Source organism: Maricurvus nonylphenolicus (genome assembly GCF_042854845.1).
Lineage (GTDB): Bacteria > Pseudomonadota > Gammaproteobacteria > Pseudomonadales > Cellvibrionaceae > Maricurvus > Maricurvus nonylphenolicus.
The window spans coordinates 1775672-1790454 of sequence record NZ_AP031498.1 but is presented as its reverse complement, the minus strand read 5'-3'; the positions used below and the strand labels follow the sequence as shown (position 1 = coordinate 1790454).

At 48.8% G+C, this 14783-nt stretch carries 15 protein-coding genes; 9 read left to right on the top strand and 6 right to left on the bottom strand.

Going from position 1 to position 14783, the window contains the following annotated elements; translation table 11 throughout:
* Nucleotides 1-95 precede the first annotated feature (95 nt).
* The 5 genes from ACGHZ6_RS07700 to ACGHZ6_RS07680 all read left to right on the top strand — a co-directional run bounded on the left by ACGHZ6_RS07700 (nt 96) and on the right by ACGHZ6_RS07680 (nt 4192).
* Nucleotides 96-698: an ATP-binding cassette domain-containing protein gene (locus ACGHZ6_RS07700; protein ID WP_390618248.1), complete on the top strand. Its 603-nt coding sequence runs from the start codon at nt 96-98 to the stop codon at nt 696-698.
* Nucleotides 656-1753, top strand: a complete 1098-nt coding sequence (locus ACGHZ6_RS07695; protein WP_390618247.1) for a methyltransferase — start codon at nt 656-658, stop codon at nt 1751-1753. The genes ACGHZ6_RS07700 and ACGHZ6_RS07695 overlap by 43 nt, the downstream gene beginning before the upstream one ends.
* A gap of 56 nt (nt 1754-1809) precedes the next feature.
* Nucleotides 1810-2703 (top strand): adenylate/guanylate cyclase domain-containing protein, encoded by an 894-nt coding sequence (locus ACGHZ6_RS07690; protein ID WP_390618246.1) that lies wholly within the window; start codon nt 1810-1812, stop codon nt 2701-2703.
* A 372-nt stretch (nt 2704-3075) separates the two neighbouring features.
* Nucleotides 3076-3591: a hypothetical protein gene (locus ACGHZ6_RS07685; protein ID WP_390618245.1), complete on the top strand. Its 516-nt coding sequence runs from the start codon at nt 3076-3078 to the stop codon at nt 3589-3591.
* A 130-nt stretch (nt 3592-3721) separates the two neighbouring features.
* Nucleotides 3722-4192, top strand: a complete 471-nt coding sequence (locus ACGHZ6_RS07680; RefSeq protein ID WP_390618244.1) for an RDD family protein — start codon at nt 3722-3724, stop codon at nt 4190-4192.
* 336 nt (nt 4193-4528) lie between these two features.
* On the opposite strand, the gene lptG is transcribed toward ACGHZ6_RS07680, so the two are convergent.
* Together lptG and lptF are read right to left on the bottom strand one after the other, a co-directional pair.
* The gene (gene lptG / locus ACGHZ6_RS07675) at nt 4529-5590 is read right to left on the bottom strand and encodes an LPS export ABC transporter permease LptG (RefSeq protein WP_390618243.1); all 1062 of its coding nucleotides are present in this window, start codon (nt 5588-5590) and stop codon (nt 4529-4531) included.
* On the bottom strand, nt 5590-6723 hold the full coding sequence (lptF, locus tag ACGHZ6_RS07670) for an LPS export ABC transporter permease LptF (RefSeq protein ID WP_390618242.1): 1134 nt from the start codon (nt 6721-6723) through the stop codon (nt 5590-5592). The genes lptG and lptF overlap by 1 nt, the downstream gene beginning before the upstream one ends.
* 83 nt (nt 6724-6806) lie before the next feature.
* Between lptF and ACGHZ6_RS07665 the strand changes: the two genes are divergently transcribed.
* From ACGHZ6_RS07665 to ACGHZ6_RS07655, 3 genes are read left to right on the top strand one after another with little or no spacing between them, the layout of a single operon-like run.
* Nucleotides 6807-8294, top strand: coding sequence for a leucyl aminopeptidase (locus ACGHZ6_RS07665; RefSeq protein ID WP_390618241.1), 1488 nt, complete (start codon nt 6807-6809; stop codon nt 8292-8294).
* Between the two features lie 12 nt (nt 8295-8306).
* Nucleotides 8307-8741 carry a DNA polymerase III subunit chi gene (locus ACGHZ6_RS07660; protein ID WP_390618240.1) on the top strand — a complete coding sequence of 145 codons (435 nt, stop codon included), beginning with the start codon at nt 8307-8309 and terminating at the stop codon, nt 8739-8741.
* Between the two features lie 43 nt (nt 8742-8784).
* Entirely contained in the window at nt 8785-10173 is a 1389-nt protein-coding gene (locus ACGHZ6_RS07655; RefSeq protein ID WP_390618239.1) for a hypothetical protein, read from the top strand.
* 32 nt (nt 10174-10205) lie between these two features.
* On the opposite strand, the gene ACGHZ6_RS07650 is transcribed toward ACGHZ6_RS07655, so the two are convergent.
* From ACGHZ6_RS07650 to ACGHZ6_RS07635, 4 genes are all read right to left on the bottom strand, one after another.
* Nucleotides 10206-10889: a hypothetical protein gene (locus tag ACGHZ6_RS07650; protein WP_390618238.1), complete on the bottom strand. Its 684-nt coding sequence runs from the start codon at nt 10887-10889 to the stop codon at nt 10206-10208.
* Nucleotides 10890-10954: 65 nt separating this feature from the next.
* Nucleotides 10955-12181, bottom strand: a complete 1227-nt coding sequence (locus ACGHZ6_RS07645; RefSeq protein ID WP_390618237.1) for a HupE/UreJ family protein — start codon at nt 12179-12181, stop codon at nt 10955-10957.
* A gap of 4 nt (nt 12182-12185) precedes the next feature.
* Entirely contained in the window at nt 12186-12752 is a 567-nt protein-coding gene (locus ACGHZ6_RS07640; protein ID WP_390618236.1) for a SurA N-terminal domain-containing protein, read from the bottom strand.
* A complete protein-coding gene (locus ACGHZ6_RS07635; RefSeq protein ID WP_390618235.1) occupies nt 12745-13665 on the bottom strand; it encodes a peptidyl-prolyl cis-trans isomerase in 921 nt (306 codons plus the stop codon). Before ACGHZ6_RS07635 ends, ACGHZ6_RS07640 begins: the two co-directional genes overlap by 8 nt.
* A 101-nt stretch (nt 13666-13766) precedes the next feature.
* Between ACGHZ6_RS07635 and ACGHZ6_RS07630 the strand changes: the two genes are divergently transcribed.
* Nucleotides 13767-14774, top strand: coding sequence for an AraC family transcriptional regulator (locus ACGHZ6_RS07630; protein WP_390618234.1), 1008 nt, complete (start codon nt 13767-13769; stop codon nt 14772-14774).
* Nucleotides 14775-14783: the final 9 nt, after the last annotated feature.

Here is a 14783-nt window from a genome sequence, read left to right as displayed (position 1 = left end):
TGGATTATTCCTGATCACCCGCCAATTAGCCAGAGAATTGATTCGCCCATAGGGTCCAGTATGATAAGCCCTGAGATCAATGTTCAGGAACACGCATGCTACACCAGGCAGCCCCAAATAAAGTCATCGGTATATGTGGCCCGCCAGGCTGTGGCAAATCCACATTGGCTAACCTACTGCAGGACAAGATTCCCCTGGCCAAACGTATTGATATTGATAACTACCAGTCCTTCACTCAGCAATCCCTGAATGAGCTGGATCAATGGGTAAAAGATGGCGCAGATTACAATCTGTTTCAGTTACCCGAGCTGGTTAGCGCACTGGACAGACAGCCAACTGAGACTCCTCTGATTTTTGAAACCCATTTCGGTCGTGGTCACCAAGCCAGCGGCCAGTATATAGACACCCTGATTTGGATCGATATACCACTGGATATTGCCCTGGCCCGCAATCTGCAAAAGTTTAGCCAGCAATTCAGTGAAGCAATACGTATAGATGCAGACAAGGATCAAATCCATCAGCAACAGTTAACGTGGCTAAGCCAATATCTGCAGGGCTATACATCCAGTATCCGCCATACCCTTACCCTGCAGCGGCAGTATATTCGGCCAGAGGCTGACATATTCCTCGACGGCACACTGCCCGCTGAACAACTATGCCAGCAAGTGATCCAACAGCTCGCCGCAAAATACCTTTGATACTTATGGCCAATACACCAACAACGCCCGTATACGACTACCTCTGTATCGATCAGTACCTCACTGATTTTATGGATGTACAACTGCTGAAAAGCGCCTTTGAAAACGGCTTAATCGATCTACTGCAGTCACGTCCCCACAACTTGGCAGAACTGCAAAGTGCCTTACACACCGACAGCGTAGGCTTACGCTTTATGCTGGATCTGTTGGGCCATAATGGTGTAATCCTAAATAATGGCGAAACGGTTTGCTTAACCCAAGAGTTTGAACACGCCTTGCAATACCGATCCTTGATGGAAGTGAAAATTGAATTCGCCAATTTTCTCGCCCCGGATGTTATGCAATCCATGTCAGCGTTTATTCGCGACGAACGAGAGTTTATGGCCAATTCCCGCCTGTTTGAACTCTTTGATTACCAACGAGCCCTTGAATCCACACCGGAAAATTATCAGTTCACTCAACGCTGGGTCTCGTTAACAACAGCCCTGACCCAACACGAAGCTCAGGTGTGTTTAGACCACCATGATTTTTCCAGCTATCAACAGCTAATGGATATTGGCGGTAACAGCGGTGAGTTTGTATCGCAAATTTGCCGTGCCAACCCAAACCTGCAGGCAACCGTGATTGATCTACCCGTTGTGTGTGAAGTAGGCAACAACCACCTGAAAGGCCGCTCCGAAGCTTCGCGCATACAGTTTCAGCCAGCCAACGCGTTAGAAGATAAACTGCCAACCAACCAAGACATCGTCACCTTTAAGTCCATACTCCACGATTGGCCCGAACCCGGCAGTCAGCGTTTTCTCAGCCAGGCCCACAGCAGTTTAAAGCCCGGTGGCAAGGTGCTTATCTTTGAACGCGCGCCCATTAATCTGGCAACCGCCTATAAACACGGCAACCTGGCGTTTGGCAATCTACCGACGTTTTTATTTTTCCGCTCCTACCGTCCCGCCAGTATTTACGTAAATCAGCTGCAAGACCTAGGGTTTACCGATATCAATATTGAATTAATCCCGCTGGAAACAGACTTTTATTTGATTACCGCCAGTAAAGGCTGAAGTTACGACAAGGGCTTGCTATGATCACGACATGGACCACAGGGAATTGATACTTCATGCCAGCTGATTCAGCAAAACGCGCGATTATGTTTGCCGATGTCTCTGGCAGCTCAGCACTCTATAAGCAGTTAGGCAATCAGGAAGCCAAACAGCAGGTCGATCAAGCCATCGCCCAGATGGAAGCGATTACCCAATCACATATGGGTCGCAAGGTAAAAACCCTTGGTGACGAGCTGATGGCCCGTTTTGATAACGCCGAGCAAGCCTGCTCTGCTGCCATCGGAATCCAGCGCTACTACGCCTCAACCAGCAAACCTCTAGCCATTCGTATCGGTATGTCATTTGGTGAAACCCTGCTGGAAAAAGGCGATGTTTTTGGTGACACCGTCAATGATGCAGCCTTTGTAGCCCATATTGCACGGGGAAAACAAATTGTCGTCACCGATGCTTTCTATCAATCACTGCCAGCCATTTTACAAAAAGACTGCCAGGAATTTGATCGGGTGGCGATTAAAGGCAGCTCATCTCGCACGACTATTTTTCGTATTCACTGGGAAAAACAACTACAGGATCACAGTGCCACCACCGTGATGTCCGTTCACGATATCACGCAACAATTGGACGAACATCGGTTAACCCTGCACGTCAATCAAACGCCTCTGTATATTACGGCTGATCAAACACCGTTTGTGATTGGCCGCGACAAACATAAAGCTCAATGTCATATCGACAGCACACTCGCCTCCAGAGATCACTGCCATATCCTTTTTCAACGTGGCAAGTTTGTACTGATGGACCACAGTACCAACGGCACCTATGTCTGCCCGGATCAGCAAAAGGAAATTTACCTCCGCCGTGAAGCCCTGCCGTTACAGGGTTGCGGGAGTATTTCACTGGGCCAGCCGAGCGCCAAAAACGCCGATTCCCTGCTGAGATATGAAGCTGAATAATAGCTTTACACGATAAGTCCACTCTTTTTATATCACCAATCCTTATTAAAACCTTATTCCTCAGCGAAACAAAGGAATGAAAAATGCCGTTTCTCTGGCATAGAGTTATATTATTTTATAACTAAGATTCCGTTATTAAGTGTCTTTCGCTCTAATATCGGTTCAGCGCTTTGCCCCAAAAATGAGCATGTAAACGGCTACTCACCAGAGCACATGAGTTAACAGCTGCCAACGCCATTGAAGTTTACAATTCAACAATTCGTCAAAAAACTGTCAAAAGAAATTGATAGCGTTTTCGTCTAAGGCAACCTCTTTTCGCCGACTACAAAATTCATCAACATTAACCATACTTCTAAGTAAGGAGTATGAATCATGGTTACATTAGAGAAACAAACATCGCGTTCGACGGTAGCACTGTCCGTCATCTGCATTGCCTTGTTTGCCTCCGCGCAGTCGCTTAACAGCTACGGTGATGCCAGTAACGATGTATTTATTCCTGAACACGTCGATCGCTACAATCCGCTCAAGCATGACAATGACGGACATAAACCCTATGCGGTTTTACGTTCTGCATTAAGCAACGAAGATTTAATTCGCGCAGCTGAAGATATTCGCAACAATGAAATGTCTGCAGAGCAACGCGCACTTAATCATCAGTGGCTTGATCACGATAACTACACCGATGACATGCGCTTTGGCAGTAAGGTAGTTTCCCAATTATTAAAAATGGGATTCAAAACTTACTGGAAAGATGTGCGAAATAAAAAATACGCAAACTCTGCCGCAGTACCAACAGAAGAAGGTAACGGCAAAATTACACCCGAGGTGGATTATAAATTCCGCATCAGTGGTGACAAATTAAAGCTCAGCGTGGAGTACGAATTTTAACCAAGCCTTATTGCACACACTCTCCTCCTTGATTGTTTCTTGCTACAATAACGCCCGCCCAGCCAGCGGGCTTTTTTTCGTCTGGTGAAATGACCCAGGAATTCGCACTTCGCTTAGGCTCAACTGACACATGTCCAAAACTGCTTATCCCGCCGCCAGCCTCTGGCGCCGTTTGGCCGCCATGGCATACGACTCACTTATCCTGATGGCGGTATCCATGGGCTATGGCGCCCTGTTTTTAGCCATCAAATACCGTTTTATCGCAGAGCCCTTGGCCGAAGGTGAACGCGCCAGCATGGGGACTCCAGGCTTTTTCGGCCTGATTCTGACCATAATGCTGTTCTATAGCTTCTTCTGGCACCGGGGCGGCCAAACCGTTGGTATGCGGGCCTGGCGCCTGCAGTTGCTGCGCCCTGACGGTGGCTATCCACACTGGGGGCAGTGCTTCCTGCGCTGTCTGATAGCGCCATTTAGCTTGGTTCTGGGAGGTATTGGGTACTTCTGGTGCTTGTTTGATGCTGAGGGGCAAACTTTGCACGATAAGGCTTCTAAGACGCTGGTTGTTGTTTTGCCTAAACCAGAGAAAAAGAAAGGGTCTTAGTTTTGAATCCGGCTGGCTGTAAGTGGGCCTCTATTTGAAACACGCATGAAGCCATCCCTGGCGCTCTTCGCCGACGTCCCTGTCGTCGAAGGTTTCAAATAGAGGCCCACTTACATCCATCCTACCACCGTAGAATTTCCACCACTCCCTCTCGAACAAAATCAGAGCGAACAGTAAGAACTTTACGCTTAACAAATGTGAGTGCAGGGGGCCGGAGGTTCCTTGCAAAACCGCCGGCGACAGGGACGTCGCCGACGAGCGCCATGGATGGCTATTGCGTGTTTTGCAAGGAACCTCCGGCCCCCTGCACGGATCACGTCAGTCCCCAACTTAGAATTAGTTGGCTCGCCGCAGTAAAACAACCCCGGCAACAAAACAAATCAAAACAGGAATAGAAACCGCCAATAAAGGCGAAAACCCAAATACCAAACTGGAAGGCCCAAGAAGATCCTGACTGGTACGGAACACAATCCCCACAATCACGCCAGAGAAAATCCGATAGCCCATAGTCACTTCACGTAGCGGGCCAAAAATAAACGACACCGCAATCAATACCAGGCTGGCTGTCGCAAACGGCTGTAGCAACTTTTTCCAAAACGCCAAGCGGTATTCTTTACTGTCGATATTTTGTTCAGACAGGTAATTCGAGTAGGAATGTAAATCCTGAATCGATAGATCATCAGGCTCCAGTACCAAAACATTCAACAGCTCTGGGTTAAGGTTGGTATCCCATTCACGGGTTGGGTAGCTATGCAGCTGAGTACCTGAAGCCGTTAACAAGGTTTCTTTTACATTCTCTTCCAGCCAGTGATCGCCCTGATAGATAGCCGTTTCCGCAAAACTGGAAGCTTTGAGTCTGTTATTGTCATCGAACTGATAGCGGGTTACGCCGTATAACTTACCGTTAGGTAGCACCGCGTTAAAGTGCATAAACTCCGAACCTTCTCGGTTCCACAAGCCATGGCGTGACTGTAGGGCTTCATCATCGCCCTGCACTAACGCGCGACGTGAGTTGGCTATTTGGTCCGTCAGAGGAATAACAAACTCCCCCAGCAGAATTCCCATCGCGATAAACAGCAATGCCGGCTTCATTACTCCCCAGGTAATACGCCATACCGACACCCCGGCAGCACGCATAATGGTGAGTTCACTGGTACTGGCCAGCATCCCCAGCCCCACCAAGCAGCCAATCAGGGCCGACATAGGTATCTGTTCGTAGATCCTTCCCGGCAAGGTCAGGCCAACATAGATAAGGATTTCGACAAAGTTGTAACTGTCGGTGATATCACCCAATTCGTCCACCAGTGCTGAGATAGCATCCAGAGCAACCACAACCATCAGTACGACAGCAACAGCTCCAATAACCGTATTGGCAATATAGCGGTTTAACTTGCGCATCAGGCTTTACCTCCCGCCTGAGCCTTGCGAGCTCGCAGTGCCAACATCAGGTTATCTTTGGTTAACAGGATCAACGCCAGGGCAAAAAAGACAGCGTGTACTGCCCACATACCAACCTCTACCGGCAATTTTCCGTCCTCAATATTACCTCGAGCAGCATTGAGAGAGACCAGGTAGAAAATATAAATCAGAATGGCTGGAATCATTTGCACGTAACGCCCCTGCCGCGGGTTGGTGTGACTCAAGGGCACCGCCAGCATGGTCACTACCAATACCAACACCGGCAGCGAGACTCGCCACTGCAGGGTAGCCCGGTCTTCGAGCTTATCGGATTGCCACAGCTCCGCGGTAGGTAGCGCATCAGATTTCACGTCGTAGGGATCGATATCTTCCATCGGCGCCAGGTACTGGGCGTAACGATCGAATTTAATCTCCTCGTACTCCAGTTCACCGGGTCGACCGGTATAACGGTAGCCATTATGCAGCAGCAGGTAACGCTCACCGTTGTCGGGATCAATATACTGTTCGCCGGATTCTGCCAGGATTACAGCCAGCTCATTCTCTCCAGCATCGGCCTTGCCTTTATCACGACTGGCCATCTCGGCCATAAACACGTTGTGCAGCAGGGTTCGATCCTCACTGATCTTCCGCGCATAGGTTACACCGGTACCGCCCTGGGTAGCCTGAAAGCGCGCTGGAGACAAATGATCGAATTCACTGCGCTGTTTTTGCTCATTCAACAGGATATCGGAACGCTCCGCCCCCAATGGGCTGACATAGAGACTTAACAAGGCAACGATAACGGCCACGACCACCCCAGGCATCAGGGTATAGCCCAGCAGGCGTTTCTGACTCATGCCGCAGGCTGAGAGGACAGTCATCTCACTGTCCATATACAAACGCCCATAGGCCAGCAGGATAGCGATAAACAACCCAAGCGGGAGAACCAGTTCCAGGAAGCCGGGCAGCCGATAGCCCATAATGGCAAACAGTACCTCGGGCGCCAGCTTTCCGGCTGCGGCCTGAGATAAATATTTTACGAAGCGCCCACTCATAATAATCAGCAGCAAAATACCGCTGACGGCCACCATGCTTAAAAGCACTTCACGGGCCAGATAACGAAAAATAATCACAGCAAGAACAAGAGCCGTTTTGTTGTTGTATTTGATGTAAACTATTATCCCGTAATCGAACTTTTTTGTCTTGGGGAAAGCACATGGAATTTCAGGCCAAAGTCGCCAATGTACTCGCTCAACGCACCGCTTGTGCCGTTGTCGGGGTTTACGAAAACGGAAAACTCACCGCCAGCGCCAAAGCGGTTAATAGCAATTGCGGTAAAATTGTTGATAAATTAATCAAGCAGGGTGATTTTAAAGGTGAAGCCAGCCAAACCTTATTAGTGCCTCAGGTTGAGGGCTGCAAAGCTGATCGTCTGTTACTGGTTGGTTTGGGTGATGCTAAAAAAGGCCTGACGCCTGAAAAGTTTATCAAAACTGTTCAAAAAGTAGCCTCCTCGCTGAAAGGCACGCAAATAAAAGACGTGGCCCTGTATTTGGATGAGGTAAACGTTACCGACCGCGATAGCGAGTGGAAAGCCTCACAAACAGCCAAAGCTCTGGTGAATTCCTGCTATCGATTTACCCAACTGAAAAGTAAAAAAGCAGAACCTGTGGCCCTGAAAAAAGGCCTCTACGCGGTTGAAGAGCGTAAAGCTTTAAAGGCGGCCCAAAAAGGTGTCGCCGGCGGTCAGGCCATCGCCGAAGGCATGGCGTTGACCAAAGACCTGGGCAACCTGCCCGGTAATGTCTGCACCCCAACCTACCTGACCAAAGAAGCCAAAAAACTGGCCAAAGGCCAAACCAAGCTGACAGCCAAGGCACTCAGCGAAAAACAGATGCAAGCACTGGGCATGGGCTCCCTGCTCTCTGTTTCAGCTGGTAGCGACGAAGAAGCCCAACTGATCATTATGGAATACAAAGGCGGCAAGAAAACCGCCAAACCTACCGTGCTGGTCGGTAAAGGCATCACCTTCGATACCGGTGGTATTAGCCTCAAGCCCGGTGCCGGTATGGATGAAATGAAGTTCGATATGTGTGGTGCTGCCAGCGTCTTTGGTGCCATGAAAGCCATCGTTGCCATGCAGCTGCCGATCAATGTTGTAGCTATTATTGCCGCCGCTGAGAATATGCCTAGCGGTCGCGCTACCAAGCCTGGTGACATTGTGAGCTCCATGTCTGGCCAAACCATTGAAATCCTCAATACCGATGCTGAGGGCCGCCTGGTACTGTGTGATGCCCTTACCTACGCCGAACGCTACAAGCCGAAAGCCGTGGTTGATGTTGCGACCCTGACCGGCGCCTGTGTGATTGCCCTGGGTAAGCACGCCACTGGCCTGTACAGTAACAACGACGAACTGGCTGAAAAGCTGCTGGATGCAGGCAAGCAGGCTGGCGATAAAGCCTGGCATATGCCGCTGTGGGATGAATACCAGTCCCAGCTCGACAGTAACTTTGCCGATATTGCCAATATCGGTGGTCGCGATGCCGGCAGTGTCACTGCGGCCTGTTTCCTGAGCCGTTTCACCAAGAAATATGACTGGGCGCACCTGGATATTGCCGGTACCGCCTGGCTCTCCGGTGGTGCCAAAGGGGCTACTGGCCGTCCAGTACCGCTGTTGGTCGAGTACCTGCAGCAGCAGGGCTAACGTGGAGCCGGAATGACACGCATCGATTTTTATATTTTGCCCGATGCCGAGGAGGCAGCGCGATTACACTTCGCCTGCCGCCTGATCGACAAGGCCCGCCAGCACGGCTTACGGGTCTATGTCGCTGTGCGTGATAAAGATCAGGCCCAGGAGATCGACCAGCTACTGTGGACCTTCCGTCCGGAAAGCTTTATTCCCCATGCCATTCAGGCAGAGGATCTGGGCGGTGACAATGTACTGATAGGCTGGGGTGAGCAGTGCGATGATCACCACGGCTTTTTAATCAACCTCAGCGATCAGGTACCCGGCTACTTTAGCCGCTTTGAACGTCTGGCAGAAATTGTCTGTCAGGCGCCAGACGTACTAAAATCTACACGTGAGCACTATGGTTTTTACCGTGACCGTGGTTACCCCATACAGTCGAACGATATGCGCAAACGCGCCTAAGATAACAATAAGCCCAAACTAAGCCCAGGGAATAAGACAGATCATGTCCAAGGATAAACGTGAAGAGAAACAAGCGATTCTCGGTGAGTTGGAGTCCATCAAAGACCTGCTCAACGAAGATGAGTTTGCCGACATTCCCACCCTGGATGACAGTCTGGCTCCGGAGGATATTCCGGTTCTGACCCAGCATGTTGAGCCTGCATCGTCTACAGCACAGCACGAGCAGCTGGTGCCCACGCTGGAACCTTTATCACTGGATGAAGAGCCTCAGCCCCTTCATGTAGAGCCTCAGACCCTCCACGAAGAGCCTCATATAGACGCTGAGACCTATGTCGCTATTGACGATGCGGATATCCCCTTACTCACACCAGAGCTGGATAATATTTCCCAACTCAACAACGCCGACCATACAACGGCGATGGAATGGGAAACGACGCACCAAACAGCTATAACCGGCCAAACTGAACCTGCTAGCCATACGGAATCCCAGGCTGTCGGTAAAGCCGAAGAGATCTACAGCGAACTGCTGAATAATATCGAAGCCTCGACAGAGCTACCGGTAAATGCTGAATTGGACCTGTCGGCGCTTGAATCAGAAACATCTGAAGACAAGCAAGACAACCAACAAGAGCCCCAAACGCACGAAGACAATAGCGATGAGTTTTTGTTGATTCAGGAGACTGAGCCGCAGAGTGAACCACAGATAGAAACCGTAGAGGAATCAGTAGAAAACGAACCTGCGGCTCTGACTGAAGAGCAAGCAGAAATTCTCGATCAGCAAATTTCTGCGGCAGAAGATCAACTGCAGCAAGAACAGCAAGTCTGGCGCGAGGCTCAAGTCGGAAGTGAAGCTGAAGACACTGAAACAGACAATATCACAGAAGTGGTTTCTGAGCTTGACACAGAAATACCAGAGGCCATTGAAGAAACTGACTACTACGCGGCATTACAAGAGGAATTGGAAGCTGACACAATAGCTGACATAGAAGCTGTCGGAGATCTACCTCCACTCAGCCAAGCACCTCACGCCCTGCCCGGGCAACAGAGCCTATTCGAACACGGCGAGAAAGAGCCCGCGCAAAAGACCACGCCAGAAGAAGAAAGTGTTACACCGGCAGTGGCCCCGGAAGAAGCCAAGCCCAGCAAGAAGGACCCGAAACCAGAGGCAAAAGCACAAAAGCCGTCAATGCCCAAAGCTCGCGGCGAAAACCCCTTCCTGCCAAAACATATTCGCGACCGTCTACATACCAATAAACCCCTGGTGGAGGTTATCAAAGAGCACCCGCCCGTGCCTGAAATCCACGCCCATCCAACCAATCATGTGGTAGAAGCGGTACTGGCGGAGTTTATGCCGAAGATTGAGGCAGAGCTGCGGGATCGTTTGTTAAAGCTGGCTGATGAGGGTCGGTTGGATGAGGAAAAGCCGCTTTAGTGTTTCCATCTAAATGGGGTCTGACTCTTAGCCTACTCTACCAGTGGGTTTTTCCAGGTTTTGAGATGAAGTTCCAGCTCACGATTTAAATCGGCCGCTAAATCCGTATGTGATTTGTGGAGGTAAGGATAAATCGTCGTTTCACCAATAATACCGACCCGATGAAACCTATCTACCAGCGAGCTTTGCTCCTGCCGATGATAAAGGTGAGGGATAATGACATAATCGAGCCGGTTTGCTGCCAGCATTTTTAACCCTTGCCTCGCATTGTTTAACGCTACCGCCGACTTAACTCCCAAGGCTTTCAGATAGTTCTCAACCGTGGTTTGACTGCGCATATGCCCAACTCGAACATCTTTACGCCCTAGTAGGCTATCAATATGCTCGACGTCAGCTGGCGTATGAGACCAGACCTCTAAACGACTAATGGCTACCGGCACATCAATCCGAATCAAATGTTCCAGCTGCTCCCCGGTCAACAATAATGGATTGATACCACACATCCCATCAATGGAGCCATTCACCAGCAGGGAAACCGCTCTGGAAGTTGGTGCCTCAAGTAATTCAAGCTGTAAAGCAAGCTTCTCGAATACCGGTTGATATAAGGTCTCAACGACTTGGTAGAGTTTGTCCGATTTGCCCACCGGGCAGGCAATCACTATAGATTCTTTTAATACAGTTTCCTGCGCCTGAAGCCTGCCTCCTATCAACAACATAAACAGTATTATGCAGGTAATAAATGGCCTCATAGCAAAGGTTCCGCTGTCCCGTCAGTAATCCACTAGATAGATAAAGCCCGCTCCACAAACCAGTATATGCCAATTCCACAGAGAAGACTTGCTGTAGCCGTTGCAAAAGGCTGATGAATCTCTACCCTCACTTTACGGCAGAGCAGGACACACAAGAGCACAGCCCCCAAAAAGGCCAATTGTCCAGCTTCAACCCCCAGGTTAAAGGCCAGAAGAGCCAGTAATGTCTGCTCTTCTGGCAGACCAATTTCCAGCAATACATTGGCAAAACCAAAGCCGTGAATAAGGCCAAAAAATCCTGTCATCACCAGGTGCAAGTGGAAGTTAACGGTTAACTGCTGACTTAAACGTAAATACGCAAAACTAAACAGTAGCAATCCAGCCAACGCCAGCGATGACAGTGAAAGTGTGCCCATCAAACTCGCGATTATCATCACCAACAGAGCGGCAGCCCAAATGCCCAATACACCATTGTAACCAGGCTGTCTGAGTAGATAGGCCTCCAATGCCACCAATGCAATCGTAAAACCAATCAACGCTTCAATCACCGGTACATTGGGGATCAGTACACCCGTTGCCGCCAGCCCCAAGGTCAAACTATGCCCCAAAGTAAAACCGCTGATTAACCAGATAACACCACGCCATCCTCGGGATACCAACAACAGGGTTAATACAAAAATAAGGTGATCGGCCCCCAGCAGAATATGTTCTACCCCTAATGCCAGATAGGTCAGAAAGCTATTACTGACTTCTACACTGTCACCCAACAAATTCAGTTTCGCTTCCCGACGCGCATTACTCAGCACAAAATCCGCAGGCATCTCATTGAGCGCCCCTATGCGCGCATAGTGAATATGCGAGGGAGCGACAGTGAAAAAACTATGGTTGGTAATTTTTAACTCATCCTCGCCCTTAATCTCGGTTTGATCGCATAGGAAGCTTCCTTCAGCGCGGAGTAGCCCTTTACCAGGTTCAAGAAAGGTTAACGGCTGTTTGAATACGCATGCCTTCTCATTAATAGAGACAGAAATAGAGCGCCGCAGATGATTATCCAACAGTGCCTGCAGGCTTGAATGGTTGCCTTCCACTTGCGGCAAACGCGTAATCTCTCTGGCACTTACGGTAAAGGTAAAATCCAGCCGATTGTTATCTATTGACCAGCGGGAAAATGATTGGCTGCGAGAATGAGCATCGACCAGACTGCTACTGCACAACAATAAAAACACCAGCAGAAATCGTAGATAGGTGTGAATCAACATATCGCTAGTTAACCTCACTCGTATGATATTGCAGGTTAGCCTGACGTCGCATCCACGCCGTGTAGTCATTTAACTCCCGGCTTTGGTGTTCTTGTTTGATCAAAGCTATCAATGCAGGACGAAGCTGATCTAACTTAGCCTTGTCACCGACTGACATGCCATCCCTGCTAATCACACGCTGATAAGTTTCCTCAATTTCCTTATCTGTAGGTTCTACAACATCCAGGTTCGCCACAATAGAATCCAGCATCACCTCTGCAACCAAACGCCTTACGTTTCTCTTGTCAGTAATCATATCCAGCTGGATAGCTTCCTGTACTAAAAGCTCTTCTTCTATCAAGCGGCGTAAAACAAACTGTCGGTCAATATCGCTTAGCTCTTCACGGCGATCATCCGCTATAGCATCCAGGGTGCGACTGTAATCCACCAGACGAATGGGATGACCATTTACCTGCGCAACAGTATCACTGGCTAAGACCGTAGCCGATTCTAATCGATCACTTTGCCAAATAGCCGCAGCAGCCCCAACAAAAACACATGCCAACAGAAAGTACATTTGCTTGTTAACCATCGGTACTATCTCCCTGCTGAATATCCTTGACCGTAAAACCCAATTGCTCCGTAATCGTTATTGACGACTTGTCCCACAAGTCATTCAACAGGTTTCGCAAGGCTTTATCGCGTTGTCGACGCTGGAACTCCAGTAACACCTCATCCTTAACCTCTGCAAAAGCCAATGCCTGGGATTCGATATAACCGCCACAAGAAATCAGGTAGATCTTTTCGCCAACAACTATCGGTTGGGATACATCCCCTTTTCGCAAGCTTGCAGCAGCTAACGCCAGACTCGGACCAATATACTTCGGCAGAGCCGAAAGATTGATATAGCCGGAGGGTAAAGCCGAAATATAGGGGGATAAATACTCGGAGATATTTTCTTGCTGTAACAAGCGATCTCGCACTGCCTGGACCTGCGTTCCGTTATTACTATTTTCTTTAAGAAGAAAAACTTTTATACGTGTTTTCTCAGCGCTCTGGAACAGTGCTTTATGATTACGATAAAACGCTTCCAATTCAGCGGTTGAAGGAACCTCAGCTACCGCTTCGCGGGAGGCCTGATCAATCAGGCTGCGTGATAATGCCTTGCGGATGGTCGTATCAGATTCGACAACCCCCAGTGCCTTAGCCCGCTCAACCAGAAGCGCCTCATCTATCAGAAAATCAAGCAAGTGTTTATCATCAACCTCATCACTTGCTGTAAATGACCGCCTGGTATCATCAAGCTGCAGCTGGGTAATGCCACCGCCAGAATAAGAAACCAGATAATGCTGACGAGAAGTATTTTGGGCTACCTGAAAAGTACCCATGGATATCAGTATCACACCGATTACCAACACACTCATCAGAATATTCACACGCTTAGTTTTCAGCATTTTCTCAACACGATTATTGGGCATTGAAAGGATATTACGGGATAATTTCACCGGCTTGACTTTAGGTACCGGCACAAGAATACTAGTCTAATAATGATAAGAAAGTACCCCACAATCAAACACGATCTGTGATCACTACATACAGGTGCCCTATGAGAGAGTATATGGTGCGAGCTGGCAGTTTAAAGGGATTTCACCCAACCTGTGAGTCTCTCGGTTTGTCTCCACAAATCATGCTAAATAGTGTTGGTTTGCCAACCGATGTACTCGAAGATGAAGACCGCCTCATATCCTATACGGCATTTTTAAAGTTACTCAATCTGTCGGCCGAAATGAGTGGACGCGCAGATTTTGGTGTTCAACTTTCACAACACCAAAAACTCGACATGCTAGGCCCCATTGGTTTTATCATGGAGTCTTCCCCTAACATTGCCACGGCACTTAAACACTTGAAGACCTACTTTCATGTGCATAACGAGGGGGCCGACCTCAAGCTCACAACCGATGGAGACCGTGCAGAAATTACTTTTTTGGTAAAAAGTGATATCGATGTTTCAACCCATCAACAACTATTTTTAAGCTGTGGTATTGGCGTCAACATTTTGCGCATTATGTGTGGCCCATCGTGGAATCCCGAACGCATCTTGTGCGCTACCAAAAAACCCGCTGACGATCTTAGCCTTAGACGACATTTTGGCTGCCCGATTGAGTATGACCAGGAAGTCAATGCTATGGTCTTCAGCGCTTCGATATTAAAGAAACCTATCAGCGATGCCAATCCACAACTACACCGCATTTTGAAAGAGCATCTGGAACAAAAAATACAAAGCCATAGCGAAAGTCTTTCCCACCAGGTTAAGAATTTAATTTGCCAATTGCTTTTCACTGACGCCGTGAATATTGATAAGGCTGCCGAACTGTTATCTACCACTCGCAGACGTTTACAAAGACAACTCAAAGAGGAAGGCCATACATTCAAAGAGCTGCTGGACCAGGTACGTTTTGAGCAGGCCAAGCGCTATCTGCAAGAATCACAGATCCCCCTAACCCAGCTCTCGGATATGCTGGGCTATGCAGAACCCAGTGTATTTTCTCGAGCCTTTAAACGACATACAGGAACATCGCCTCAAGAATGGCGCGAGAAGTGCAACACACACTAGAACGATATG